28 protein-coding genes are annotated in these 25400 nt (G+C 43.4%); 18 read left to right on the forward strand and 10 right to left on the reverse strand.

Annotated elements, in window-relative coordinates; translation table 11 throughout:
* Nucleotides 1–91: 91 nt before the first annotated feature.
* The 4 genes from AC0VYT_RS04175 to AC0VYT_RS04190 are packed head-to-tail and all read left to right on the forward strand — an operon-like array spanning nt 92 to nt 3498.
* Entirely contained in the window at nt 92–223 is a 132-nt protein-coding gene (locus AC0VYT_RS04175; protein ID WP_004647016.1) for a hypothetical protein, read from the forward strand.
* Nucleotides 216–659 carry a CopG family ribbon-helix-helix protein gene (locus AC0VYT_RS04180; protein WP_004280384.1) on the forward strand — a complete coding sequence of 148 codons (444 nt, stop codon included), beginning with the start codon at nt 216–218 and terminating at the stop codon, nt 657–659. Before AC0VYT_RS04175 ends, AC0VYT_RS04180 begins: the two co-directional genes overlap by 8 nt.
* A gap of 11 nt (nt 660–670) precedes the next feature.
* A complete protein-coding gene (gene atzF, locus AC0VYT_RS04185; protein WP_005015269.1) occupies nt 671–2479 on the forward strand; it encodes an allophanate hydrolase in 1809 nt (602 codons plus the stop codon).
* Complete coding sequence (locus AC0VYT_RS04190; protein ID WP_005015267.1) at nt 2476–3498, forward strand: ABC transporter substrate-binding protein; 1023 nt, start codon at nt 2476–2478, stop codon at nt 3496–3498. The genes atzF and AC0VYT_RS04190 overlap by 4 nt, the downstream gene beginning before the upstream one ends.
* An 89-nt stretch (nt 3499–3587) precedes the next feature.
* Here AC0VYT_RS04190 and AC0VYT_RS04195 read toward each other — a convergent pair whose 3' ends face one another.
* From AC0VYT_RS04195 to AC0VYT_RS04215, 5 genes are all read right to left on the reverse strand, one after another.
* Nucleotides 3588–3917 (reverse strand): DMT family transporter, encoded by a 330-nt coding sequence (locus AC0VYT_RS04195; protein WP_004280373.1) that lies wholly within the window; start codon nt 3915–3917, stop codon nt 3588–3590.
* A gap of 8 nt (nt 3918–3925) precedes the next feature.
* Nucleotides 3926–4807, reverse strand: a complete 882-nt coding sequence (locus AC0VYT_RS04200; RefSeq protein WP_005015265.1) for a hypothetical protein — start codon at nt 4805–4807, stop codon at nt 3926–3928.
* On the reverse strand, nt 4804–5811 hold the full coding sequence (locus AC0VYT_RS04205) for an isopenicillin N synthase family dioxygenase (RefSeq protein ID WP_005015264.1): 1008 nt from the start codon (nt 5809–5811) through the stop codon (nt 4804–4806). The genes AC0VYT_RS04200 and AC0VYT_RS04205 overlap by 4 nt, the downstream gene beginning before the upstream one ends.
* A 77-nt stretch (nt 5812–5888) precedes the next feature.
* Nucleotides 5889–6770, reverse strand: a complete 882-nt coding sequence (locus AC0VYT_RS04210; RefSeq protein WP_005015262.1) for an ABC transporter ATP-binding protein — start codon at nt 6768–6770, stop codon at nt 5889–5891.
* Nucleotides 6770–7714 (reverse strand): ABC transporter permease, encoded by a 945-nt coding sequence (locus tag AC0VYT_RS04215; RefSeq protein WP_005015255.1) that lies wholly within the window; start codon nt 7712–7714, stop codon nt 6770–6772. Before AC0VYT_RS04215 ends, AC0VYT_RS04210 begins: the two co-directional genes overlap by 1 nt.
* A 627-nt stretch (nt 7715–8341) precedes the next feature.
* Here AC0VYT_RS04215 and AC0VYT_RS04220 point away from each other — a divergent pair.
* The 4 genes from AC0VYT_RS04220 to AC0VYT_RS04235 all read left to right on the forward strand — a co-directional run bounded on the left by AC0VYT_RS04220 (nt 8342) and on the right by AC0VYT_RS04235 (nt 12997).
* Nucleotides 8342–9691: a spinster family MFS transporter gene (locus AC0VYT_RS04220; RefSeq protein WP_005015253.1), complete on the forward strand. Its 1350-nt coding sequence runs from the start codon at nt 8342–8344 to the stop codon at nt 9689–9691.
* An 85-nt stretch (nt 9692–9776) separates the two neighbouring features.
* On the forward strand, nt 9777–10790 hold the full coding sequence (locus AC0VYT_RS04225; protein WP_005015250.1) for an AraC family transcriptional regulator: 1014 nt from the start codon (nt 9777–9779) through the stop codon (nt 10788–10790).
* Between the two features lie 79 nt (nt 10791–10869).
* The gene (locus AC0VYT_RS04230; protein WP_005015248.1) at nt 10870–11976 is read left to right on the forward strand and encodes an NAD/NADP-dependent octopine/nopaline dehydrogenase family protein; all 1107 of its coding nucleotides are present in this window, start codon (nt 10870–10872) and stop codon (nt 11974–11976) included.
* A gap of 1 nt (nt 11977) precedes the next feature.
* Nucleotides 11978–12997, forward strand: coding sequence for a 3-hydroxybutyryl-CoA dehydrogenase (locus AC0VYT_RS04235; protein WP_005015245.1), 1020 nt, complete (start codon nt 11978–11980; stop codon nt 12995–12997).
* On the opposite strand, the gene AC0VYT_RS04240 is transcribed toward AC0VYT_RS04235, so the two are convergent.
* Nucleotides 12990–13457 carry a MarR family winged helix-turn-helix transcriptional regulator gene (locus AC0VYT_RS04240; protein WP_005015243.1) on the reverse strand — a complete coding sequence of 156 codons (468 nt, stop codon included), beginning with the start codon at nt 13455–13457 and terminating at the stop codon, nt 12990–12992. The genes AC0VYT_RS04235 and AC0VYT_RS04240 overlap by 8 nt on opposite strands.
* 147 nt (nt 13458–13604) lie before the next feature.
* Here AC0VYT_RS04240 and AC0VYT_RS04245 point away from each other — a divergent pair, with 147 nt between their 5' ends.
* From AC0VYT_RS04245 to AC0VYT_RS04290, 10 genes are all read left to right on the forward strand, one after another.
* Entirely contained in the window at nt 13605–14717 is a 1113-nt protein-coding gene (locus tag AC0VYT_RS04245) for an amidase (RefSeq protein ID WP_005015242.1), read from the forward strand.
* 18 nt (nt 14718–14735) lie between these two features.
* Nucleotides 14736–15905: an acyl-CoA dehydrogenase family protein gene (locus AC0VYT_RS04250; RefSeq protein WP_005015240.1), complete on the forward strand. Its 1170-nt coding sequence runs from the start codon at nt 14736–14738 to the stop codon at nt 15903–15905.
* Nucleotides 15906–15938: 33 nt separating this feature from the next.
* Nucleotides 15939–16298, forward strand: a complete 360-nt coding sequence (locus AC0VYT_RS04255; RefSeq protein WP_005015237.1) for a hypothetical protein — start codon at nt 15939–15941, stop codon at nt 16296–16298.
* 12 nt (nt 16299–16310) lie between these two features.
* Entirely contained in the window at nt 16311–16838 is a 528-nt protein-coding gene (locus AC0VYT_RS04260; protein WP_005015234.1) for a nuclear transport factor 2 family protein, read from the forward strand.
* 30 nt (nt 16839–16868) lie between these two features.
* Complete coding sequence (locus AC0VYT_RS04265) at nt 16869–18146, forward strand: aromatic ring-hydroxylating oxygenase subunit alpha (RefSeq protein WP_005015231.1); 1278 nt, start codon at nt 16869–16871, stop codon at nt 18144–18146.
* 10 nt (nt 18147–18156) lie between these two features.
* Nucleotides 18157–18642, forward strand: a complete 486-nt coding sequence (locus tag AC0VYT_RS04270) for an aromatic-ring-hydroxylating dioxygenase subunit beta (RefSeq protein ID WP_005015227.1) — start codon at nt 18157–18159, stop codon at nt 18640–18642.
* A 10-nt stretch (nt 18643–18652) separates the two neighbouring features.
* Nucleotides 18653–19390: an SDR family NAD(P)-dependent oxidoreductase gene (locus AC0VYT_RS04275; protein WP_005015225.1), complete on the forward strand. Its 738-nt coding sequence runs from the start codon at nt 18653–18655 to the stop codon at nt 19388–19390.
* Nucleotides 19391–19422: 32 nt separating this feature from the next.
* Nucleotides 19423–20376, forward strand: coding sequence for a PDR/VanB family oxidoreductase (locus AC0VYT_RS04280; protein WP_005015223.1), 954 nt, complete (start codon nt 19423–19425; stop codon nt 20374–20376).
* Nucleotides 20377–20393: 17 nt separating this feature from the next.
* Nucleotides 20394–20897, forward strand: coding sequence for a flavin reductase (locus AC0VYT_RS04285; RefSeq protein WP_005015221.1), 504 nt, complete (start codon nt 20394–20396; stop codon nt 20895–20897).
* A gap of 195 nt (nt 20898–21092) precedes the next feature.
* On the forward strand, nt 21093–21479 hold the full coding sequence (locus AC0VYT_RS04290) for an aldehyde dehydrogenase family protein (protein ID WP_005404892.1): 387 nt from the start codon (nt 21093–21095) through the stop codon (nt 21477–21479).
* Between the two features lie 124 nt (nt 21480–21603).
* Here the strand turns inward: AC0VYT_RS04290 and AC0VYT_RS04295 are convergent, their stop codons facing one another.
* The 4 genes from AC0VYT_RS04295 to tssK all read right to left on the reverse strand — a co-directional run bounded on the left by AC0VYT_RS04295 (nt 21604) and on the right by tssK (nt 25393).
* Nucleotides 21604–22563, reverse strand: coding sequence for a M15 family metallopeptidase (locus AC0VYT_RS04295; protein WP_005404247.1), 960 nt, complete (start codon nt 22561–22563; stop codon nt 21604–21606).
* 5 nt (nt 22564–22568) lie between these two features.
* Nucleotides 22569–23078: a hypothetical protein gene (locus AC0VYT_RS04300; RefSeq protein ID WP_227592529.1), complete on the reverse strand. Its 510-nt coding sequence runs from the start codon at nt 23076–23078 to the stop codon at nt 22569–22571.
* Between the two features lie 129 nt (nt 23079–23207).
* A complete protein-coding gene (gene icmH / locus AC0VYT_RS04305; RefSeq protein WP_005015206.1) occupies nt 23208–24017 on the reverse strand; it encodes a type IVB secretion system protein IcmH/DotU in 810 nt (269 codons plus the stop codon).
* 11 nt (nt 24018–24028) lie between these two features.
* Nucleotides 24029–25393: a type VI secretion system baseplate subunit TssK gene (gene tssK, locus AC0VYT_RS04310; protein ID WP_005015205.1), complete on the reverse strand. Its 1365-nt coding sequence runs from the start codon at nt 25391–25393 to the stop codon at nt 24029–24031.
* Nucleotides 25394–25400: the final 7 nt, after the last annotated feature.

A 25400-nucleotide genomic window follows, 5' to 3' on the forward strand; every position in this document is an offset into this window, starting at 1 on the left:
ACCTCATCCAAATAACTAAAAATTGGCACGCTTTCTGCATTTTCCTAAGTAATACGAAATTCTGGTTTTGTAATATCCCTAGGAGATGCACATGAACAATCCGACATCAAATAAAAAAATGCATCCATGGCTTCACTTTCTGGTTGAGCTGCTCAGTGTACGTGCAGGCTTTCACATTAAACAGTCTTCCCAATATCAACCCAAGGATCAACATCGTGCCTAAACAAAAATTGGCACGGATCAGTATTACCGTGCCAGAAACCACGCTACATGCGATGGATCAAAAAATTGTCGAGCAGCACTATGAAAGCCGTTCGCAGGCCATTGTCGACATGATTAACCGTCACCTGATTGATGATCTGGTGATTCGCGATGAAGTCATGGTTGGCACACTTACTTTGCTCTATGACGTCAGCCTTAAACCGCTACGCAGTCAGCTGGTCGATCTGCAACAGCAGTATCTGGCGCAAGTGATCAACTCACTTCATATCCAGCTGGATGATGAAAAAATCCTGCAAGTCATGCTGATGCAGGGCGCGAGCAGTGATCTGAAAGAAATAAGCGAACAATTTATTGCACTGAAAGGCGTGATTAAAGGCCATCTCGAACTGATGGATGCCGTCATGCCACCTATTCCACAAAATACCGAACACACTTAAGGAGAACAGCTGTGCACAACTTATGGACTGTACAGGACTGGCAACACGCCTACCAGAATAACAATATCCAGCTTAGTGACCTGATTGAGTATGTAGCCGAGTTGAATAATGACGATCATGCCTGGATATCAATTGCGACAGCAGCACAATTACAGGCACAAATTGATGCATTGACTGGTGCAGATATTGAAAGCTTGCCACTTTATGGGGTGCCATTTGCAGTCAAGGACAATATTGATGTTGCAGGGTTCTATACCACAGCAGCATGTAAAGAGGCAGCTTATCTGGCGACTTCCGATGCAACAGCAGTAGCCAAATTAAAAGCTGCCGGCGCGATTGTCGTGGGAAAAACCAATCTGGACCAGTTTGCGACGGGTCTGGTCGGTGTGCGCTCCCCATACGGCGCGGTGAAGAACAGCTTTAATCCTGAATATATCAGTGGTGGTTCGAGTTCGGGTTCCAGCGTGGTGGTAGCCAATGGATTAGTACCATTTTCACTGGGTACAGATACTGCAGGTTCAGGACGTATACCAGCAGGGCACAATAACATTGTCGGACTCAAACCGACCAAAGGCTGGTTTTCGACTACAGGCCTGATTCCGGCTTGTCGCACCATCGATGTGATTTCGATTTTTGCATTAACGGTGGATGATGCCTGGCAGGTGGCGCAAGTCATGCAAGGCTATGATGCTAGCGATGATTATTCCCGGGTACATCCTCAAAATGTACCGAGCCAATTTTCAAAAGGGAAAATTGGCATTCCGGATACACTGGAATTTTATGGCGATGCTGAAACTGAAAAAGCATTCCAGCTGGCGATCGCACGTGTACAAAGCTTGGGTTATACGGTTGAGCCGATTGATTTTGTTCCATTTCAACAGCTGGCGACTGCACTTTACAACCGCTCTTGGGTGGCTGAACGTACCAGTGCCGTGGAAAAAATGGTGCAACGTGAGCAGACCCATCCGGTCATTGGCCAGATTATAGCGCAGGCAGACCGGTTCAGTGCGGTCGATGCCATGCAGGATGAATATGAACGCGCCCGCCTGAGCCGTGTTATTCAAAATACACTGGCAGATTATGATGCCTTGATGGTGCCTACTGCACCCACCATTTATCGCATTGCAGAAGTAGAAGCGGATCCTCTGGTCAAAAACAGCCATATGGGCGCTTATACCAATTTTGTCAATTTTGCCGATCTGTCGGCTTTGGCGCTACCAAATAGCATTCGTGCTGATGGTTTGCCAACGGGCGTGACCTTTATTGCGTCAGCCTGGATGGATGAAGCACTGGCCAAATTCGGGCAAAAATGGCAGCAAGCAAGCCAGTTAAAGTTGGGCACATCTGAACTTAGCTATGAAAAAATAACTGAAATCTCATCGGGTCACAGCGTCAAACTGGCTGTCGTCGGAGCACATCTGACCGGTATGCCACTGAATTTTCAGCTGACCACACGCAGTGGCACCCTGATCAAGCAGACCCGGACTGCTTCGCATTACAAACTCTATGCTTTAAAAAATACCACACCGCCAAAACCTGGCCTGCAATACAACGCGAAAGGTTTTTCAATTGAAGTAGAGGTCTGGGACATTCCGCGTGCACTGTTCGGAGACATTGTTGCAGAAGTTCCGGCACCTTTGGGGATCGGTAATGTCCAGCTGATTGATGGTACTTGGGTCAAAGGCTTTATCTGTGAAGGCTATGCACTTGAGGATGCAACAGATATCAGTCATTTCGGTGGCTGGCGCGAATTTATAAAATCTAAACAACTTTCAAATACCAAATTTAAATGTGAATGCATAGGGGAAGTCGCAAAATGATCAAAAAAGCACTGATGTCCGTTTCCGTACTGTCTGCAATCCTTTTAAGCGGTTGTGACAATACCGCTAAAGTACCTGAACCAAATGCCAAGGCAGAAGGACGTGTGACTACTCAGCCCATCCGGATTGGTTATAGTGACTGGCCGGGATTTGTCGCCTGGCAGGTGGCGATTGAAAAAGGCTGGCTGGAAGATGCCGGAGTTAATGCCGATTTTAAATGGTTTGACTATTCTGCTTCACTCTCTGCATTCGCAGCGAATCAGCTGGATGCGGTCATGGTCACTAATGGTGATAATCTGGTCACTGGCTCTGGCGGGACCAAGGGCGTGATGATCATGGCGACCGATTATTCAGCTGGAAATGACGTGATTATTGCCAAGAATGGCATTAATTCGATTCAGGATCTGCGCGGTAAAACCGTAGCCACTGAAAAAGGTCTGGTCGATCACTTGTTACTGTCCACTGCACTGGATGATGCCAAAGTTGGCCTGAATGAGGTCAAACTGGTCAATACCATGACCAATGAATTGCCACAGGTTTTTGCCACTCCCGATATTGATGCGATTGCAGTATGGCAGCCGGTGGCAAATCAGGCTTTATCTGCTGTTGCCGGTTCCAAGATTATTTTCACCTCTAAAGACAAGCCTGGATTAATCTACGATACCTTGACCGTGAATCCAGCCCATCTGGAAGCCAATAAAGAGCAATGGAAAAAGGTGATTCAGGTTTGGGATAAAACTGTCAAATACATCAATGACCCGGCGACTCGTGAAGATGCTGCACAGATCATGTCCAAACGTGTCGGGGTCGATGCGAAAACTTATATGCAGTTTCTTGACGGCACCCATTTACTCGATTTAGCAGCGAACAAGAAAGTCTTTACCAAAGGTGATGGCTTCGACTCGATCTATGGTTCCAGCTACCATGTGAACAAGTTCAATGTGGCCAACGGCATTTATACGACTGAAATGAATGTGGATGGTGTGATTGTTCCGACTCTGTTACAAGAACTCAAATAGAGCATGCCGCCTCATTGGGGAATGTAATCTAGACCCATAAAAAAATCCCCGGATTGGGGATTTTTTATTGTTAGATGAATATTAAAATATTAAAGCTGCGTACTTTTGGAAAAGACATTGATAAAAATAATGCCAATGATCATAAACGCCAGACCGATCAGCGCGGGAAGATCCAGTTGCTGTTTAAACACCAAGAGGCCAACCGTTGAAATCAGGATAATGCCGGCACCAGACCAGATTGCATAGGCAATGCCCATCGGAATAGTTTTCATGGTCAGTGACAGGAAAAACAGGGCAACGGCATAACCGGCAATGGTGGCAAGTGAAGGCCAGAGCACGCTAAAACCATTGGAGGCTTTCAATGCAGAAGTTGCAATGACTTCTGCAATAATGGCAATCGAAAGATATAAAAAAGACATATTTCTCCCTATAACACCCGTTCTGCATGCTGCATCAGGTGACCCTGTTCTGACTTCAGCCAGCTTTCAGCTTGTGTAGTCGTGGGGGTTGCATATTGAAATTGGTAATCCGGCTGGTATATATCCAGCTCAAAAATCAGGTCAATATTGCGACCATCTAAAATGACATGCTGAGCCAGACTGCTTTCATTGAGAACTTCAAAATTTTCCAGGTTAAAGAGTTTGCCTGTCTCACTGCTGCGGGTGCTGTAAGTTTTAGCTTGACCATCAGTCCCGATAGAAACTTCAAAACTTTCCACCAAGGCAAACACGGTCGGATCGACAGCTTTCAAATCCATTTGAGCTACTGTACTTTGCACTTCAGGCAAACGCGTCAGGGCATAGGCAATATGATCAGCACAAATGATCAGGCCACCATCCATTTCCAGTTCCTGACCAGATTGAACATCAAGCGCAGACTGAAGCCGCAGCCCTAAAAATAAACCGTGCTGTACCTGCTGGCGCCAGTCTTCGACATACACATTACTTGGAGAAAATTCCAGAATGCAGTTGCCAATCGCATGCAACTTGGCTGGTTCCGGCCACTGCACATGATTCTGGTAATTGGCGTAGTCTTTCACTTCCCAGGACAAGAGCTGGCTGGCGTTATCCCAAAGCGTATTGCCAATCCAGCCTTGGCGTTCCTGAACAGCAGTTCCCGTCTGGCTTTTTAGACGAAGATCAATGGTAAAACTGCGCGACTGAAACCAGTACACAATAGTATTTTCATCGGTCAGGCCATTATAAAAACTGATGCTTTTACGCCGAAATGCCCCATATAAAAAGCCTGGAATAATCTCTGGCTGAAAAGTCACAGGCTTTAAAGTTTTAATTACTTCAAACAGATTCATGATGCTGTCTCCGCCTGTTCTTCAAGTCCAAAAGAGGAAAGTGGTACAGCATTTTTCAAGACCAGTTCACCGCTAGCAATGCGCTGTTTTAAATATTGAAAGGTCTGGGCGGTCTGATTAAACAGATGCTCACCCCCGATCAGGGCAGAATATTTGGAATTTTCAGTGTGAATCACCGGTTCAATCACGGTGTCATAATTGCAGGCGCAAAACAGCGGGAATGAATAACGTTCTTCCGAGACCTTTTTCACGCGGTGCTTGGTGGCGAGATATTTACCATTCGACAGAATTTCCATCATGTCACCGATATTCATTACCAGAGTATTTTCAATCAGGGGAATGTCGATCCATTCACCGACTTTATTTAAAACCTGTAAGCCGGGTGCGGTGGGTAACAGCAGGGTAAAGCATTCATAGTCGGTATGCGCGCCAATCCCTTCAGCATCTTGTATTTCCGGATTATAAGGATAATGAATCAAGCGTAGCTGACTTGGTGCATCAGTAATTTTGCTTTCAAAAAAGTCCTCGCGAACGCCCAATGCCAGTGCAAAGGCAGAAAAAATCTGCTGGCTGATCTCACGCAGATGGCTGTAGTACTGGCTGACGACAGACTTGAAATCCGGATGGTCTGGCCATAAGGTAGGGCCAAGTAAAGGACAGTTTTTTTGTGCACCCTGATAATCATAATTGACATCATAGGCTTCTTTTAAGTCATAGCTGTTACCCGCAAACTGTTCTTCACCAATCGGCACATAGCCACTATGGTTCTTTGATTTGCCAATATAGTGCTGCATCTTGGTGTTTAGATCCTGAGAAAAATAGGATTTGGCCATTTCAATCAGAGCTTTGGCGTAGTCAAAATTAAACTGGCTACCTTGCAGATAGAGAAATCCGACTTCTTTACAGGCATGATCCAGAGTATGAGCAACTTCAATACGATCAGCTAAATCCGGACTTTGCAATTTTGAAATATCAACCAGTGGGAGTACATATTGCGCTTGCATGACAATCACCTCTAATGTTGGTCGTCCAACACAGCGATTAAAACCTTCAGGTCGTCCCAAAGGCATTTTGAATAAGATTATTTCTTGCTGCTGACCTTGGTCATACGCGGAATGACCGGCAGTTCTGCCAGTGCCGGATCCAGTTCATCTTCTTCAGCATGCACCAGATGATCGACATGCTGTCTTAACTGTTTAAATTCTGGAGTCAGCATCAGTTCCGGGTGGCGTGGACGAGGGAGATCTACTTCAATAATTTCCTTGATTTCACCCGGATTGGCTTTCAGTGCCACAATCCGGTCAGCCAGTAAAATGGCTTCATCCATATCGTGAGTCACAAAAATGATGGTGATATCAATGTTTTGCCAAAGATCCATCAGGTGACGCTGCATTTTTTGCCGCGTATGCGGATCAAGTGCCCCAAAAGGTTCATCCATCAGCAGGATTTTCGGTTCATTGACCAATGCACGGGCAATCGCGACACGCTGTTTCATCCCGCCAGACAGCTCATGCGGATACTGGTTTTCATACTTTTCCAGACCAATAATATTGATCCATTCACGGGCCTGTGCTTCGGCTACTGCACTACTTTGGCCTTTCATGCGCGGACCAAACATGACATTTTCCTTGACGGTTTTCCATGGAAACAGGGTATAGCCCTGGAACACCATGCCACGCTCCGGACTTGGGCTGGTAATCGGCTGGCCATCCACCAGAATCTCACCACTGCTATAAGGGTCAAGTCCTGCAACTACACGGCTAAAGGTTGACTTGCCACAACCGGAAGGCCCAATCACACAGATGAACTCCCGCTTATGAATTTTCAAATTGAGTGCATTTAAAACCGTACGCTCGGTTTTGCCATGACTGAATTTTTGCGTCAGTTGCTTTGCTTCAAGAATCACCGGACGGGCGTAAATTTTGTCAAAGTATTCACGGGTATTAAATTCAGTGTGTTGCATTAGTTTGCTCCCGGTTTCCATTTAAATAAGCGTTGTCCCAGTTTCATTAAAATCACATCACACAGCAGACCAATCACACCGATAATCAGGATCGCGGCAAAGACATTATCAAAGTTTTGATAGCGGGCTTGCTGGGTAATGAACCAGGTAATCCCGGAGGTACTGCCGATCAGTTCTGCTACGATCAGGTAAGTCCATGCCCAACCCAGCAGCACGCGCAGATTACGATAAATTTCTGGCATGGCTGCCGGAATCACCACATGAAATAGACTTTTAATTTTATTAGTACCCAAAGTGAAACCGGCCTCAATCAGACTACGATCGACCAGACGTGTGGTATTGGCAATAATTAGAATTTGCTGGAACAGGGTGCCGATGACAATGATGGCTATTTTGGGTGCATCATTGATTCCTAAAATAGCGACGGCAAGCGCGCCAAAGGCCGGGGCAGGCAGGTAGCGGAAAAACTCGATAAAAGGTTCGGTCAACTGGGAAAGTTTATTGGAAAAACCACATAAAATACCGAGTGGAATACCAATCAGTGAAGAAATAAAGAATGCCGTAAACACCAGCTTGATACTGTGCCAAAGGCTTTCATGAAACCAGGGAACATTGGCCTGAGCAGGTGCAGTGGTAAAAGCTGTGACCAGTGCAGTTGCAACTTCGTGCGGTGCGGGCAAATAAATTGGATTGACGAGTATACCTTGCGGTGGAGCAAGACCTTGATCTATTGCAGACTGGGCAGCAGAAAAAAAGGTATTTTTATCAATACGACTATCAACCTGTAAATAGGCAACACTACCTGAATCCGTAATTTGGACTTGTGGATGCCAGATCCAGGGTAAATAACTGACTGCACACCAAATTAAAACTGGTATTAGAAAAGACCCCAAGCCAAATAGCAGTTTGTTTCTTGAACTGAGTTCATGTGCAACGTAACTCATAGTGTTGCCCCTCAATATTACAAATTTTATAAAACGTAATACTGATTAAGCAAAATGAATGCCAAGCCTACAAAGCAGAAGAGTAATTATAGAATTTCAAGCTAAAACTGGTTTATATTTTTTAATTTAACTATATGTTTTAAAATAATAAATATAATTATATTTAAGGCGGTGAAAAAACAGATTACAAGGCTAATCAAAACCATCATATTAAACAAATAATGCATTTATTTAGGGCTTTATTCTTCTAGAAATAAAATAATTCTAGATTAATTAATTTTTTCATTAACTTATTAAAACTACCAACAGGAATACTTAGAGATAAAACAAGTTAAGGTATAAAATTATACTTAAAAAGTTATGGAAAATTACAGATAAAAAGCAAATAATTATTCAGTATAGAGGGGGAGTACTTTTCATAATATAGACCCGGAGCTCAGCAGCAATTTAGCTCAATGAATAACAATAATTTTGAATAATAAGGCTTACATTCACTAGATTTTGTTATTCAAGCGCCACGGATCAGGTGTAGAGCACAGTATGAGAAGAAGATTATATAAAAATGATAAGTACTGAACAGAAAAATGGTCCTGAACCGATACACAGGACCGACATGGAGGTAAGTATATGAGTAATCTCAATATACAGACAGAAGGAAGTATAAGTAAATCAAGTGTATATACCTGGTACGTCGTACTGCTGTGTATGCTGGCCTATATTTTTTCGTTTATTGACCGGCAGATTCTGGCACTGATGATCGAGCCGATCAAGGCTGACCTGAATCTGACTGACACCCAGTTTAGCCTGCTGCATGGTTTGGCTTTTTCCCTGTTTTATGCCTTTATGGGATTGCCACTTGCCTATATTGCTGACCGTTTTTCCCGGCCAAAACTGATTTCTATCGGAATTATTTTCTGGAGTCTGGCTACAGCATTCTGCGGACTCAGTAAAAACTTCGTGCAGCTTTTCTTGAGCCGTATGGGGGTCGGAATTGGTGAAGCTGCTCTGTCACCTGCTGCTTACTCAATGTTTAGCGACATGTTTAGCAAAGAAAAACTGGGACGTGCAGTAGCAGTTTATTCGATTGGTTCTTTTGTTGGAGGCGGCATTGCCTTTCTGGTCGGTGGCTATGTTATTGGATTGCTGAAGGACACAAGCCTGATTGATGTGCCATTTTTTGGTATGTTAAAAGCCTGGCAAATGGCATTTATTATTGTTGGATTACCCGGCATTTTTATTGGCCTGCTGTTTATACTCACTGTGAAAGAGCCAAAGCGTAAAGGTCAGCGTCTTAATGCTCAGGGTGAAGTAGAAAAAGTCAGTTTTAAATCCAGCTTCAGTTTTATTGGAAAGCACCGTAAAACTTTTACTTGCCATTATCTGGGTTTTACATTTTATGCGATGGCACTGTACTGTTTAACCAGCTGGACACCTGCTTTTTATATGCGGAAATATGGAATGACCCCGACAGAAGCCGGTTATATGCTAGGTAGTGTATTGCTGGTAGCTAATACTTTAGGTGTATTCTGTGCAGGCTGGTTAAATGACTGGTTTGTTAAAAAAGGCCGTAAAGATGCCCCTATGATTACAGGTGTTATTGGAATCACAGGGTTAATTTTGCCGATCATGTTTTTTACGCAAGTTGAACCATTATGGCTCTCTGTTACCTTGCTGGTGCCTGCAATGTTCTTTGCGTCATTTCCAATGCCTATTTCCACTACGGCGATGCAAATGCTGGCACCAAACCAGTTACGTGCTCAGATCTCGGCAATTTTTCTGCTAATCAGTAATCTGGTTGCAGTAGGAATTGGAACGACACTGGTTGCATTAATTACTGACAAAATCTTTGAAAATCCATTGATGGTAGGCATGTCTTTATCAATTGTTGGCGCAATTTCATGTGTAGTGGCTTTTCTGCTGCTGAAATTTGGCTGTAAAGCGTTTGCCCAAAGTATGCAAAAGGAACATGCAGCTTAGGAAGAGAACATATCATATTTATGCCTATTGCTTGCAGTAGGCATTTTTTATTTAAAAATAAATAAAACTTAGATGGAGCTGGAATATGAGCCTGATTTCACAACTAGACCGTCTGCATTATCTTGATCATTTTTTATTGTTCAGTTCGACCGACTATCACACTATTAAACAGCAGATCAGCCATTATCTGTGCCCCCATCAGTTTGAGGTAGATTCCAGCCAGATTCTAAATACGCGTCTTAATGGTTTTAGCTTTGGCACATCAGCACTCTATGATCTGAAATACAGTGCGCCTGTGGCAATTACTATAGATGAATCTTCTGCCCATTATCTGTTCAGAGTTACGCTTGAGGGCGAGTGCAAGATCGAACATGATGCCCGGCTGATTATACAGTCAGCTGGTATTATGACGGTTTCACATCCCCATAGTAAAAATCGGATTATTACCAGCCAGCACTGTCGTAATATTATTCTGAAGCTGTCCAGACAGGAGGTTGATACACAGCTCTACAAAATGCTCGGCCATATGGTAGCAGAGCCACTACTGTTTGACTGCGGTATATCCTGTACGACAGAAGGTGTCGAGGCGATTATCGAAACTCTGAACTATCTTTGTCATGCCCATTACAACATCCAGCATTGGGATACTATTTCTGAAAGCTTCGGCCGATATCTGATTGAGCTGATTTTACTGAAGGTTCCGAATAATTATACTGCGCAACTGCAGCAAAGGGGGAAAGTTATATTACCTGGCTATATGAACAAAGCCAGACAGTATATTGCCCGGCATATCCGAAATAATATTGTACTGGCAGAGCTGGGCAAGCAGTGCGGAGTATCGGTGCGGACCCTGCAAAAAGGCTTTAACCAGTATTTCCATCAAACCCCAATTGACTATATTCGAGACTTGCGTATTAAACTCATCCATCATGAGTTACAGCATAGCCAAGCGCATGAAACTGTAACTGATATTCTGCTGCGTAATGGTATTAACAGTTTAGGGCATTTTTCTACACTTTATAAAAAACGGTACGGTTGTCTGCCATCACAGACTTTGAGGCAGGCACATCCGCATTGCTCATCTTATTTCGTAAACTGAACAATCTGTTCGTAATCGGGTAAGACAGCCCGATTTCTCCTGTTTAGCATCAAGTAAAAGCAGATCAGGAAAATTACCAATGAAAATTACGGTACTGGGCGGTGGCCATGGCTGTTATGCAGCAGCAGTAGAAATGGCTGAAAAAAATCACGAGGTAATATGGTGGCGCCGTGATACACAGGCTCTAAAGCGGCTAGCAGAAGCAGGCAAGTTAAAAATCAAGGACTATCAGGGTAATCGTTCAGTCAGTGTCGGATTTCAGAATAGTCAGATCACTTTATGTGAGGATTTACAGCAAGCGGTTCAACAGGCAGCGCTTATCGTTATACCTTTACCAGCGACAACTCATGAGGATCTGGCCCGACAGATAGCGCCCTATTTGCAGGAAGGGCAAGTGGTTTTTCTGCCGCCGGGGACTTTTGGAAGTTATATCTTCGCGCAAGCCATGAAAGAGGCAGAAAATTATACCCAAGTCGCATTTGCAGAAACAGGTACGCTACCTTATCTGGTCCGTAAACACGCTGCTGACCAGATTGTGGTGAGTGGCTACGCTACCCGATTACCTACCGGTGTTTTTCCGAGCCAGTTATCTGAGCGGGCTTTTCAGATACTTCAGCAGGCTTATCCGAGTATTGAGCCACTTGAGAATAGCCTAAGTGGAGCACTGATGAATGCCGGACCAGTAATCCATCCACCCCTGATACTAATGAATGCCGGAGCACTAGAGTATTTTGAAACCTGGGATATTCACAATGAAGGGACTCAACAGTCTATTCGCAGGGTGACTACTCAGCTGGATACTGAACGTATTCAAGTCCGTGAAGCGCTTGGTTATAGTGCACCACATTTTCCTCTGGCAGATCATTATAATAAAGAAGGAGAAGGTGATGAGTGGATGTATGGCCGTGGGGCACATGGAAAATTGACCGACAGTGGAGACTGGCGTGAAGATATCGATCTGCATACCCACCGATATATGCTCGAAGATACCAAGTTGGGGTTGTCTTTTCTAGTTTCTGTTGGGCGCTGGGCTGGAGTACCGACACCAGTTGCCGAGGGTTTACTGAATCTTGCCTCGGCAGTCACAGGAGAGAATTTCTATCAAACTGGTCGTACCTTAGAAAATCTGCAGCTAGCCCAAAAAAGCCGTCAGGAAATGACTGCCATTCTACAGCAGGGAGCCTGATATGCAGTTAATCAAACAAATTGCTGTGGTTGGAGCAGGGCGTATGGGGAAGGCGATTTCGATTGCTTTTGCCTATGCAGGATTAAATATTCAGTTGATAGATGCCAGAGAACGCGATCCAGAAGACTTCCATATATACAGGCAGAAGATTATTAGCGATATTTCTCAGGAGTTGAAGCTCTTGGTTAGTATCAACTTTATTCAGGCAGCATACGTTGAAACTATTTTAAAACGTATTGAAGTAACCAGCAGAAATAAATCACAGAATTTTTTAAGTCACTGTGAGCTGGTAATGGAAGCTGTTCCTGAGCTTAAAGAGATTAAACAGGAAATATTTAAATGGCTGGATCATTATCTGCCATCAGAATGTATTGTTGCGTCTACTACTTCGACTTTCTTGGTGAGCGAGATTGCCCAGATGCTTTCTGTACCGGAACGGGTAATCAATGCACACTGGCTAAATCCGGCTTATCTGATGCCTCTGGTAGAGTTAAGCCGGACAGCAGAAACTTCAGATTTAGTGGTGGAGCGCCTTAAAGCATTCTTGAAAATTATTGGTAAGGTACCCGTCGTATGTCAGGCCAGTGCGGGCTATATTGTGCCGCGTATTCAGGCACTGGCCATGAATGAAGCTGCCCGTATGGTTGAAGAAGGCGTAGCTTCGGCAGAAGATATTGATATTGCGATTAGAACCGGATTTGGCCTGCGTTTTTCTGTACTGGGCCTGCTTGAGTTTATTGACTGGGGTGGAGGTGATATTTTGTTTTATGCTTCACAATATCTGGAAAAAGAACTGGGTACACGTTATAGTGCCCCGGCTATTATTGCTGAAAACATGCAAAATAAAAGAAATGGGCTACGTGAAAAACAGGGCTTTTATAATTATCATACGGTAGATATTGATAGCTATAAATTACAGGTATTGAAGGCCTTTACCACTCGCATTGCTGTAGCAGGTCTACAGCCTGAACCGGATATTTTAAAGCATCCGGTATCAATCAATAAGACTGGCATCAATTAGAAGGCATCAGATCAAACAATTTTTTTAACTGCTTGTTTAAGTCATGCAGCTCATCCTCTTCAAAAGCATGCAGAATTCCGGCCAAGGTTACCTGGCTGATCTGGTTGATCTGTTCAACCATCTGCTGCCCTTTTTCAGTAAGTTTCACCATAGACACCCGCTCATCAAGTTGTGAGGAAAAAACTTCCACAATATCGTCTTCAACCAGACGATAAACAGCTTTGGTTGCGGTCGTCAATTTAATTGTTGAAAGATTGGCAATTTCAGTAATACTGGCTTCACTTACTGCATTTACACTTAAAATAATTTTACGTCGGGTATTGTCTATTCCTAATTTTTTTATAGATTTTTCAATAAGTTGAGTATATTTCCCATTAATTTGAGAAATCCAGAAAAATGGGAAATTTTTTAAGCTATTTGGATCTTTATTAGGTAAAAACTGTTCTAGCTGACTCAGCATGACAAAGCCATATCTTTGAAAAAATGTAAATTCATTATAAACAAAATTATGAAATATTTTCTTTCTTATCATTCATAAAAGTTACTTGACAATTACATTAAATTTTCAGATATTAAGCTTATAAAATAAAAATACATGGAAAAGTGAATGAATATTATCGCACAGGAAGTCCATGAAGGTACAGGTGCACTGAAAGTCATGGTTAAGGACTCTATCGACATTCGGGGCCTAAGAACTATGGCAGGAAGTAAGGCACTCATGGAGGTAGAGCCTGCATTGGCAAATGCAGAAGTTGTAGACCTTATTTTGAAAGCTGATTGCGTCATAACTGCAAAAACCAATCTGCATGAACTGGCATTTGGTATTACAGGAATTAATCCTGTATTTGGTACACCTGTTAATCCAAAGTATCCAGATCTGATTCCAGGGGGATCATCCAGCGGTTCGGCTGCCGCGGTGGCTGCTGGCCTGGCCGATTTTAGTCTGGGCACAGATACGGGCGGTTCTATCCGCATGCCGGCAGCCTGCTGTGGCGTATTTGGTTTTAAACCCAGTTTTGGGCGGGTAAGCCGTAAAGGTGTTTATCCTGTGCAAAGCTCACTGGACTGTGTCGGGCCATTTGCCAGTTCAGTCGAAATGATTATTACCGCAATGCAGATTATTGACCCTACTTTTAAGTCTTCAGAAAAAATCCAGCATCAACCTAAACTGGCGGTACTTAATGTAGAAGCGGATTCAGCAGTCTGGGATTGTATTAAAGATTATCTGACTCAGACAAATTTAAAAGTAGAGCCAGTACAGGTAACTACCTTTAGTGAAGCCTTTCAAGCCGGGATGCAGATTATTAATTATGAAAACTGGCAAGCTTATGGAACGCTTACAGAAAGCGGAAAAATCAGTCCGGATGTTCAACAGCGACTACTTAACGCGGCCAAAACGACTTTAGAGCAGGTTCGGCAGGCAGAAGATGTAAAAGCCAGGTTTACTCAGGAAATTGATGAGCTACTTGAACAGTATGATGCCCTGATTCTACCTACCTTACCGCAGATACCCCCTAGAGTAGCAGAGGCTGAAAATACTGTAGCATTTTTAAATCTTACCGCACTGGTGCGTCCATTCAATTTATCAGGTCATCCTGCTTTAAATATTCCTTTGCAAACTATGACAGGTATGCCAGTGGGCTTGCAGTTGGTAGGCAGGAAAAATGCAGACGAGCAGCTATGTGCGGTCGCGGATTTTATTATTAAGGCAGCGCATTAAATAACAAGGAGTTAGCTAATGAATCAATTATCTGCCAAGGAATTGGATATAAAAGTCAGGCCAGTGGTCAATCTGGATGCCTTATGTCAGGAAATTCGTGAGCGCGCCTGCACTGGAGAATTTGATAATCAGGCGTATGTCAGCCAAGATATTATTGAGCGCTTAAAGCAGTTGGGCGTATATCGTGCCTTGGTACCACGACGTTTTGGTGGAGATGAATGCTCACCACGTCAATTTTGCGAACTGATTGAAAAGCTGTCTATGGCAGATGGTTCAGTCGGTTGGGTCGCAAGCTTCGGCATGAGTCCGGCTTATTTGGGCAGTCTGCCTGAAACCACTCTTCAGGAACTTTACAAGGATAGCCCTGATATAGTTTTTGCAGGGGGGATTTTTCCACCTCAGCCGGCAGAAATTACGGATGACGGGGTTTTGGTCAAGGGCCGCTGGAAGTTTTCAAGCGGTTGCATGGGCGCTGATATTGTCGGTGTAGGTATTGCACCACGAAAAGATAATGAAGCACATGGCCTGCCACGTATGGCAGTTATGCCAGCCAGTAAAGCTAAAATTGAAATGACTTGGGATACTGTGGGCCTGAAAGGAACGGGCAGTCATGACCTGGTTGTGGAAAATGTACTGGTACCCAAGGAATGGACCTTTGTTCGTGGTGAGCCTTCAAAATTATCCGAGCCATTTTTTAAGTACCCATCATTATCTTTAGCCACTCAGGTATTAACAGTGGTAGGGATTGGAGTGGCTGCTGCAGCCCTAGATGAATTTAAAAAGCTTGCACCGGGTAAGGCATCAATTACGGGCGGGGCAGAGATTGCTCAGCGACCAGTCACCCAATATGAATTTTCCCAGTCAGAAGCCGAATTTCTGGCTGCCCGAACCTGGTTTTATCAGACTATGGATGTGGTATGGAAGGAAGTAAGTGAAGGGTGCAAACCAACCGCCCAGCAGATTAGCGATATGCGGTTGTCATGCACACATGCTGCCCGTATAGCAGCCAAAGTCGCCCGAAAGATGCAAATGCTTGCCGGTATGACCGCCATCTATACCAATCATCCGTTTAGTCGCTTTGTAAATGATACCAACGTGGTCACCCAGCATGCCTTTATGGGAGACGCTACTTTACAAAATGCAGGTGCAATCAGTTTTGGGCTGAATCCGACACCCGGCTATTTATAAACTTAACGCATTATTTAAAAAAGGAATCTTGAAATGGAAGCGAAAAAGACTTTACGTGTGCTGTTCTGTATGGGGATTAACCAGAACTTTTTTGATGCAGAGCCAGCAGAAGCTAAGGCAGTCTGGGCTGCTTTTGGTGAAATGTGGCACGGTATTCATGACCTCCCGGGCGTAACCGTATATGGAAGTTTAGACGACGACCAAAGTATGGTAGGGCCAAGTGCTGGCTGGCCATGGACAACCTACTTGCTGGCAGATGTGCCAGATATAGAAACGGTTCATGCAGCCTGCAACCTGTTTAGAACCACAGTGGTAGGAGAAGGGCCATTCAAGCTCTGGAAATACTGCAAGGTTGAAGCACGTGTAGGCCGTGAACTGGTGATCCAGCGTTAAGGATGAACATAAATGACTGATGGAGTAGTCTTGGCCTCTTTATTAATGCGGCTTGAACAGCTTGAGGCACAAAATGCGATTCGTAACTGCATAAACCGTTATATGGAAATCTGCGATGCTCTAGATGCAGATACTGATCTGAATGAGTTAATGGGGCTGTTTGACCGTCACAGTATCTGGGAAGGAATCGGAGAAAAATACTCCAGGTCCTTTGGTCAGTTTGAATCATGGCAAGCAATCTATGACATGTTCAAAAGCTATACCCAGAAAGAATCACATTTTGTCTTGAATGCACACTTTGTCAGCTCAGAGCAGATTGATATCAATGGCCATGAGGCGACAGGTCGCTGGCTGATGTTACAGACCTCGACCTTCCGTGATACCCATAGCCACTTAAATGCAGCCAAGCTCACTGTGAAATTTAGAAAACAGTCTGACGGATTGTGGAAAATTAAGCATTTCCAGACTGAAAATATATTTAGCCGTCCTGTTTCACATTGGAACAGTGAAGCTGAACTGCCAGTACCGGCTCAGGAATGAAGACAGGAAAAATTTAAAAGGACAGTTACCATGAATAGTATTATTCCGATGCATAATATTGATACCGATTATAATGAACTGGTCCAGCATGACCGTGTCCATACTTCTTTGTATAAAGATGAAAAAATCTTTGAAGATGAAATGGAAAAAATTTTTTATAGCACCTGGGTATGGGTAGCCCATGCTAGCGAAATTCCTGAGGCGGGCAGTTATAAAACGATTAATATTGGTAAGCAGCCAGTCGTGGCTGTACGGGACCGTAAAAAGAAAGTTCACGTTTTATTAAACCGTTGCCGTCATCGTGCCGCTACCGTGTGTGAACATAAAAAGGGCAAAACCAATAGTTTTGTCTGTCCTTATCATGGCTGGAGCTATGCCCTGGATGGCAGCCTGCGTGGTGTGCCCTCACCAGAGAGTTATGGCGAATGTCTGGATAAATCTGAATTCCCTCTGATCAGCCTGCGCGTTGAAGAATATAACGGTATGATTTTTGCCTCATTTAAGCAGGACATTCAATCTCTGGAAGAATTCTTGGGGCCAGCCAAGAAATGGATCGACCTGTTTATGAAACAGGGTGCCGGTTATCCGGTCAAGGTGCTGGGCGAACATCGTTTCCGCTTTCCGGGTAACTGGAAAATACAGCTGGAAAATACAACTGATGCTTATCATTTTCCATTAGTGCACAAGTCATTCTTAAGCTCGGTTGATGATAAAACTGAAGAGTTATTTAATTTTGAAAATCAGCCAGGTTTTGTAGAAGATTTAGGCAATGGCCACAGTGTTATGGTCATGATACCTGAGCTGGTTGACCTTGAAGAAGACCTGATGGAACGTCCGATTCAGGAACGTTTTGAAGAATTGGCACAGGCCCTGCGCAATGAAGGGCATGAAGAACTACAAGTGCGACGTATTGTCCGTGCAGTAGGAGGCTCGGGTTTTAACCTGAACCTGTTCCCTAACATTGCCTGCTCTATGGCATTTTTCCGCGTTTTACAGCCAGTTTCAGTCAAGGAAACTGAGATTCATCATTCGGTTATTACCATGGATGGCGGCCCACAGATTGCCAACCAGTATCGCTTGCGGTTGCATGAACATTTTCAGGGACCATTTGGATTTGGTACACCTGATGATGCAGAAGCATGGGAGCGTGTACAGCATGGAGCCAGTGCCGGAAATGATTTATGGATCATGTTAAACCGCGGCTTGCCAGGTGAAGTTAAAACTGAGGATGGTTTAAAAAGCGATGTCAGTGCTGAGACCGGTATGCGTGGCGCCTATCAGCAGTGGAAAAAGATGATGACGGCTTAAGGAGAGAGCAATGAAAATCAATTTAAACCTGTTAAATGAAGTCACTGCTTTTATCTGGACTGAGGCAGATATGCTGGATCATGCTGAATACCAGCAATGGCTTGCTCTCTGGGATGAAGAAGGTAGATATATTATCCCGATTGATCCGGCATTGACTGATTATGAAAATAACCTGAACTATGCCTATGACGATCATTATATGCGTACATTACGTGTTCAGCGTCTGATTAATGGTGAAGCCATTTCAACTTCACCTAAAGCCAATACGGTGCGCAGTATCTCACGGATACGGATTATTGACGAGCAGGATGACCAGATTGTCCTGCGCTGTGCCCAAAATCTGCGTGAGTTCCGTAAAGAAAACCTGCGTCACTATACGGCAGATGTAACCTATCATCTGATGCGCGATCAGGATAGCAGCTTTCGTATCCATCGAAAGATTATCAGCTTGGTCAACTCAACTGATACCTTGGCTGGTATTAGCTATATCCTGTAGGAGCATACAGATGAAACAAGTGGTTTTAGTGACAGGTGCTGCTTCCGGCCTTGGCAATGTAATTGCGGAGCATTTTGCCGGGCAGGGCCATCAGGTTATTCTTTCTGCCAGCACACTGGAAAAAGCTGAAAATGCAAAAAAAAATAGCCGCTTTCCGGAAAATATCTTTCCCCTGAAACTGGATATCTCTGTAGAAATAGATTTTCATAAAGCAGTTGAGTGCATCAGACAGCAATTTAACCAGCTTGATGTCTTGATTAATAATGCCACTGTAACCAAAGCTACTCCTGTACTGGAGATTTCTGCTGCGGATTTTGACTGGATCACCCAGGTAAACCAGCGCGGGACTTTCCAGGCTTGTCAAATTATTGGCAAATACATGGCTGAACAGGGCTATGGCCGGATTATCAATATGGCTTCACTGGCGGGTCAAAATGGGGGGACGGCTACAGGCGCACATTATGCGGCAAGTAAGGGGGCAATCGTAACGCTGACTAAAATTTTCGCCAAGGAGTTCGCGGCCAAAGGCGTGACCGTAAATGCGGTAGCGCCTGGACCGATGGAATCACCCATTGTGCATAGCGTAGTGCCGGATGAAAAGATAGAGCAGTTCATCCAGAATATTCCGGTCAAGGCACTCGGCAGTATGGAGTTTATTGCTGAAACCTGTGCCTTGCTGGCCAGCCCGGATGCCCATTTTGTCACAGGTGCTACTTGGGACATTAATGGTGGATTATTTATGCGATAGCCCTGCGGCTGATGAAGTAAAAGGAGTTTGGAATGACAGCACTTTATGATGTAGTCGTGAAACATCGGTATATCGAAGGCGGTGATATTGCAGTCATGGAATTTGAATCGGCAACCGCCCAGCCTTTACCTAAAGTGGAAGCAGGCGCACATATTGATGTACACCTGCCTAATGGGATGATCCGTCAATATTCACTGTGTCAGGACCCGGCAAAGAAGGGTGTTTTTCGCTTGGGTATATTAAAAGATCCGGCATCACGTGGTGGCTCGGTCTCGGCATTTGACGATATTCAAAACGGCATGCAAATTCAGGTCAGTGAACCACGTAATTTATTTCCGTTGGTACAGGCTAAACATACTGTGCTGATTGGTGGGGGAATTGGCATTACGCCTCTTATTACCATGGCTTATGAATTGCTGCATCAAGGCGCATTGTTTGAACTGCATTACTGTGGCAGCAGCCCCGAACGCTGTGCTTTCGTGAATGAAATTCGAAATGGCGAACTGGCTGCATTTACCCGGTTTCATTTCAAATCTGAAGGTGCCAGTCACCGCGAATTTTTTCAGTCAGCTATAAAGGATCTTGATCGACAGAGCCATATTTATACCTGTGGTCCGTCCGGGTTTATGGACTGGGTGATTAATCTGGCACAAACCCAGAATTTCCCAGAGCAGCAGATCCATAAAGAATATTTTCAGGTTGATACTGACACCAGCGGCGAAGCGTTTGAAGTTATGGCTCAGCGTAGTGGTAAAATTGTTCTGGTCAATGCCGAAGAAACCATTTTACAAGCCTTGGCCAGAGAGGGTGTTGAAATAGAAATGTCCTGTGAGCAGGGTGTATGCGGTACCTGTATGTGTGATGTAATTGAAGGAGAGCCGGATCATCGGGATGTCTATTTTACCGATGAAGAAAAGGCAAGTAATGAACAGATTCTGGTGTGCTGCTCGCGTTCTAAGTCGGCTCGCCTGGTACTGGATATCTGATGACAAAGGAGACAGTCATGGTAGAAACAACAGATTTTCGTAATGGCATGTCATTGCTGACGGGCGCAGTCAATGTAATTACCACAGCAGGGGAAACAGGACGGTTCGGTTTTACCGCATCGGCTGTGTGTAGCGTAACTGACACGCCTCCCACACTTTTGGTCTGCATGAATCGTTCATCAAGTTCTCATTGCCATTTTAAGGATAATGGAATTTTATCGGTCAATGTGCTGGGTGCACATCATCAGCAGATTTCTCAAGCTTTTGCTTCCAGAATACCTATGGACGAACGCTTTACCCATGGAGAATGGACTACACTGCTGACCGGGTCTCCAGTTCTTTCAGATGCGCTGGTCAGTTTCGACTGCCGGATCAGACAAATGAATGATGTTGGGACACATACAATTTTTTACTGTGAGGTTGAGGCCATTAAAATGAATGAGAATAAAGAGAGTTGTCATGGCTTGATATATTTCAATCGCTGTTATCATCATATTGGTCAGCAGGAATACAAGCTTTAATTTGCCTTAAACTTGAAAATTACATGGAATAATGAATTTAAATAAGGGTGAAAACTAGTATGGTTACGGGTAATTGTGAATGAAAAAAGTCACAACGAATTCCTGGAAAAACTGATAAAAAAGTATAGTCCTTACCCTAGGGTGATCCTGCTCAAGAGAGCACCTTAACTGGGCCAATCATCAACGGTAAACAGGTTGAAAATATCGCACCTGATGGATAAAGGTATATCCCAAGGTGCAAAACTGGCTTTAAAAGGGAAAATTCAGGATAATATTATATCTCGGCATATTTTTACTGAAGTTGATCCTGAGTCTGTACGTGCCAAGGAAGAAAGCTTTGGTCCGATACTTCCAGTACTCAAAGCTCAAGACGAAACTCATGCACTGTTTCTGGCAAATTATACAGAATATGGCTTATCGAGTGTTGTATGCACTCAAGATTATGAGCGAGGCTCGAAGTTTACTTTAGGTATAGAAGCAGATATGACTCATATCAATGATACTTCAGTAGATGATCAGACCATTGCACCATTTGGTGGAGAAAACATTCAGGATAGGGACGCTTTAATGACCAGTAGGTAATTGAAGAGTTTACTCCGGTTCACTGGGTAACTTTACAAAAAACACCAAAACAGTATTCTGTATAGATAAGACAGATTTATAGAAGAGGATGATATATTTTTTCCTCTTCTTATTTATAAAATCATTAACCGTCTGTACTGATATTAACTTGGGCTTCAGCAATTAATTTCTCAGCCATCTCACGTGTTTTCTTCAGCCCTGGCATCCGGTATTCTGTATGGCCATAATCCTGAATGGACTTCCAGCGACCTCCCCAGGTAAGCCCTACAGATTCCGCAACCTCTCCATAAATCTGATAACCTCGCATTGCCCAGGGGTCACGTTCGGAAATAACTACTTTACCATTACGTTTGAATGCTACATCTGCGGCTAGGCCAAACTGATGATAGCTTTGGTAGCCTTTAGCGCGTGTTGTGTTCGGATTTCCAGCAAGTAAATTCTGTCTTGATGGGCTACGGTAACCTTCCAGCAGAACCAGTTCATAATTGTGCTGCTCTTTCATGATTTTAAAAACCATCAGCAAGCGCTGCTTGTAACGCGGATTCATTTTCTCCCATTTACGATTAACCATCGTGGTATCCAATAATCCATGATGATGATCAGCTGGATTTTCTATATTAGCAGCACTGACAGAGTTACTGTTCTGTGCCATATAGGCTTGTTCTAGTTGAGAGGCTTCTATAATAGCTTCCTGAATTAATATTTCATCAACTTCAGGGGGAGAACTCAGCATTTCACCATTGAGCAAAGCATAAATCTGTGGATCAACTTCTTTTAAATAATCCGCTTCTATCCGTGTTGAACTGACAGGTCGGGTAAAGGCAAAAATTAAAATACTGGAAAAAAGTAAAAAACCTGCAAAAAGTATCCACCATTGTTGCAAGTACCAGTGTGACTGTAATTTGTCTGGTGCAGCAGCATGGTGCATATGATGGGCGAACTGTTGAACGCTTAAAAGTTTTTTTCTGCCTTGCGGTAAAAGCATTTTAATAAACTGTGAACCTTGTGCCCGTAGTTCATAAGACATTAAAAAGCCCAGTCCGACTGCTAGGCAAATAAAACAGAAGAAAATTAGAAAAATCATACTAGTTAGGATTCATCTAAGGAAAATGGTTTTTGAGTTACTTTAATTTGTAACGACGCTTTAGGTAGCTCAGGTTCATTTTCCTTAACAGGTATGATTTCCGATTTAGCTTCAATTTTTGCATTAGCAGGAGCAGTTTCTCTTTTTTTAGTTTCCAGATGAGGTGCGGTTTTAGGAATTGTATGAAGATTTTTCACCTCAGCAGCTTTATGTTCAAAAGGTGAAACTCGCGGTGGAGTAGCAGTTGGAGTAACCGGAGGGGGAGTAAATAGCTTGCTGAGTTCACTCTCTTTAGGCTGTATAAAATCATTATCATTATCATTATCATTATCATTATCATTAGCTGAGGCTGGTTCTTCTTCAGTAGCCTGAATCTGCTCTTGTGTAACTAACAAAGTTGGCGCGGATTCTGCATGGGCAGTATGCGCTGCTAAAGAAGAGTTACTCTGGGTAAAAGCCTTTTCAGAAGATTCCACTACTGCGGGTGCAGAAGAGTCTCTAAATAAAAAGAGCATGGCTATACCACTGAATAAAATACCTAAAATAAATCCGATCAGAATATATAGAGCAGGTGATAGAGAATTTTTCTTGGATGGCTGCAAGATTCGTAAGGAGGTCGGTTTCTCTTGAATCATTTTAATCTACTAAGGTAAATGGATAGTAATATGAGCTTCTTCTGCAGGTGCTGAAATCACATTCTGATAGGGCAACAAAGCCTGCTGATTTTGTTTGGACAGCATAAAACGTAAACCGGCAAAGGTTAACAGTGCAAAAAGCAGCAGAAAAAACAGAATCCAGAAAAATGGGAGTTCGCGGTGAATAATATGCCTGATCTGGTCTGGAATAGCCGAGAAAGGTGAAAAAGCTGCCTTTTTTCCTTTGAGATAATCGATTTCGTCACCCACCCTGGCTACCAGATGATTGAGACTCTCAATGGATTCAATCCGGTATTTACCCTGAAACCCCAGTAATAGGCAATAATGAAAAACTTCCAGAGCCGCAAGGCGGTCTTTACCTCGTCTGCGCAGTTCTTCCAGTATTTCAAAAAAACGGTAACCAGCTAGCTGAGAACCAAATAAGCTCAGCTGTAAGGGGCTAATTAACCATGCATTTTGCAGATTAAAATACGCAGGATCCTGCTGGGTTACAATAGTTTCATCAATCAGTGCGCAAAAAGCATATTTCGCATCTTGAATGTCATCAGCAGAAAAATGCAGTTTTTTGGCCTGCTGTTCAAAGCGGTTAAGCAGGTCCAGAATTTTCTGACGGAACTCAGCCGGATCCCCAGGTAAGTATTGATTTCGAATTAGAAATACAATGTAAAAACCGTCATGCATTAAATCAATCAGGTTAATAGTCTGGACTTTACTCTGTAGCTGACTGGAACTTGGTATACCTGTGCCAATTTTACCATCATCAAAAAGTGAAGGTGCCCCCATAGGATGTTGTGTCATAGCCAGCCTCTCTAAGCGTTTACAACAGCAATCAGTTCAATACTGATGTCTTGAAAGCCAGCAGGAACATAAATACAGATTGCTTCAGACTCAATCATGCGCTGATATAATTCATGATGAGCTTCAATTTCAAAATAACTTACCCCTGAGCGTACTGGAATTGCAGTCGGGACCTGTACAAGATGATGCAGTGGAATAGCCGGTAAGGCTGCAACCACGCGCTGTTCTACATCAACAGTACTACCTACTTTAAATCGTAAAGGAACAATTTGAATCAACTCATGTGTCTGCATCATGCTGCTTGATACAGCAATATAGAGTCGTGTGTCACGATTAATTTTGTCTGATTCCAGGCTACCCAGCCAATAAGATGGGCGAATTTCCTTGAGGGCAATACTAATGTAACGATTAGAAATAATGGTATCGAGTAAATCTCTTAAAATAACATCGAGCTGCTGGAAACTTTCCTGCAGCTGATGGTGTTTATATTGTGGTAAATGATCAACTTCATAAGCAGTAGAAAAAGTCAGCAATGAGCCTGTCAGCCGTAATAATTCAAAAAAGAGCCGCTCAGGATGAACCTGTGGGTTCTGCAATAGGTGGTTTAATCCTGCATGTGCAGTATTTAGTGCATTTACCAGCCAGAACGAAACAATATCACCCGAACGGAATTCAATGAGTTTCTGCTCATTTTCACGATTATTGTTCTGAATGGTTTTAATCTTGGCTTTAATTATATTTAGAGTTCGTCTTAAATTAGAAATTAAGGTTTCTGAGGCCTCAACCTGTAGAATTGGAGGAATAAATTTTCGGTCCAACTCAAATATACCGGAACTTTGTCGTTTTAATTTTCCAACAGGCAAATATAAAAAACCTTCTAATTCTTGATTCGGATGAACATGTGTCTCAAGCAGTTTAAATTCTGCACGACGCCGTAACAAAGTAATATCTGCTGGCATAGCGGTAGTAAACAAATCATGTGTTTCTACCAAATAGTCATGATAACGGCTGGACTGTGACGCCTGTTCATCTGAAACATTCTTCTTGTTTGCCTGTAAGATAGGTAAAGCCAGATAAATTGTCATCTCTCCACGTAGACTTAATTCGTCGAGTAGTACAGGAGCAGGTAACAGATCCTGAGCTGGTGCTTGGTAAATCTCGCCATCTTGCCAGATCATTTCAATATTTTCTAAAGCCAGCACATGCGTGCTGAGCTGAACTTCATCAAACTGCAATTTTTGTATGCCATACGCAAAAGGAATAGTGGCACGAATCGTATGGTTTAAACGTTGCTCATGATAAGAGTCCTGTAGCTGGAAATGCTGAGGGCGTAAAAATAGACCCTCGCCCCAAAGAACTTTTTCTGCTTTAAACATAATTAAT

The sequence above is a fragment of the Acinetobacter sp. QJM3NY_42 genome (assembly GCF_056173745.1).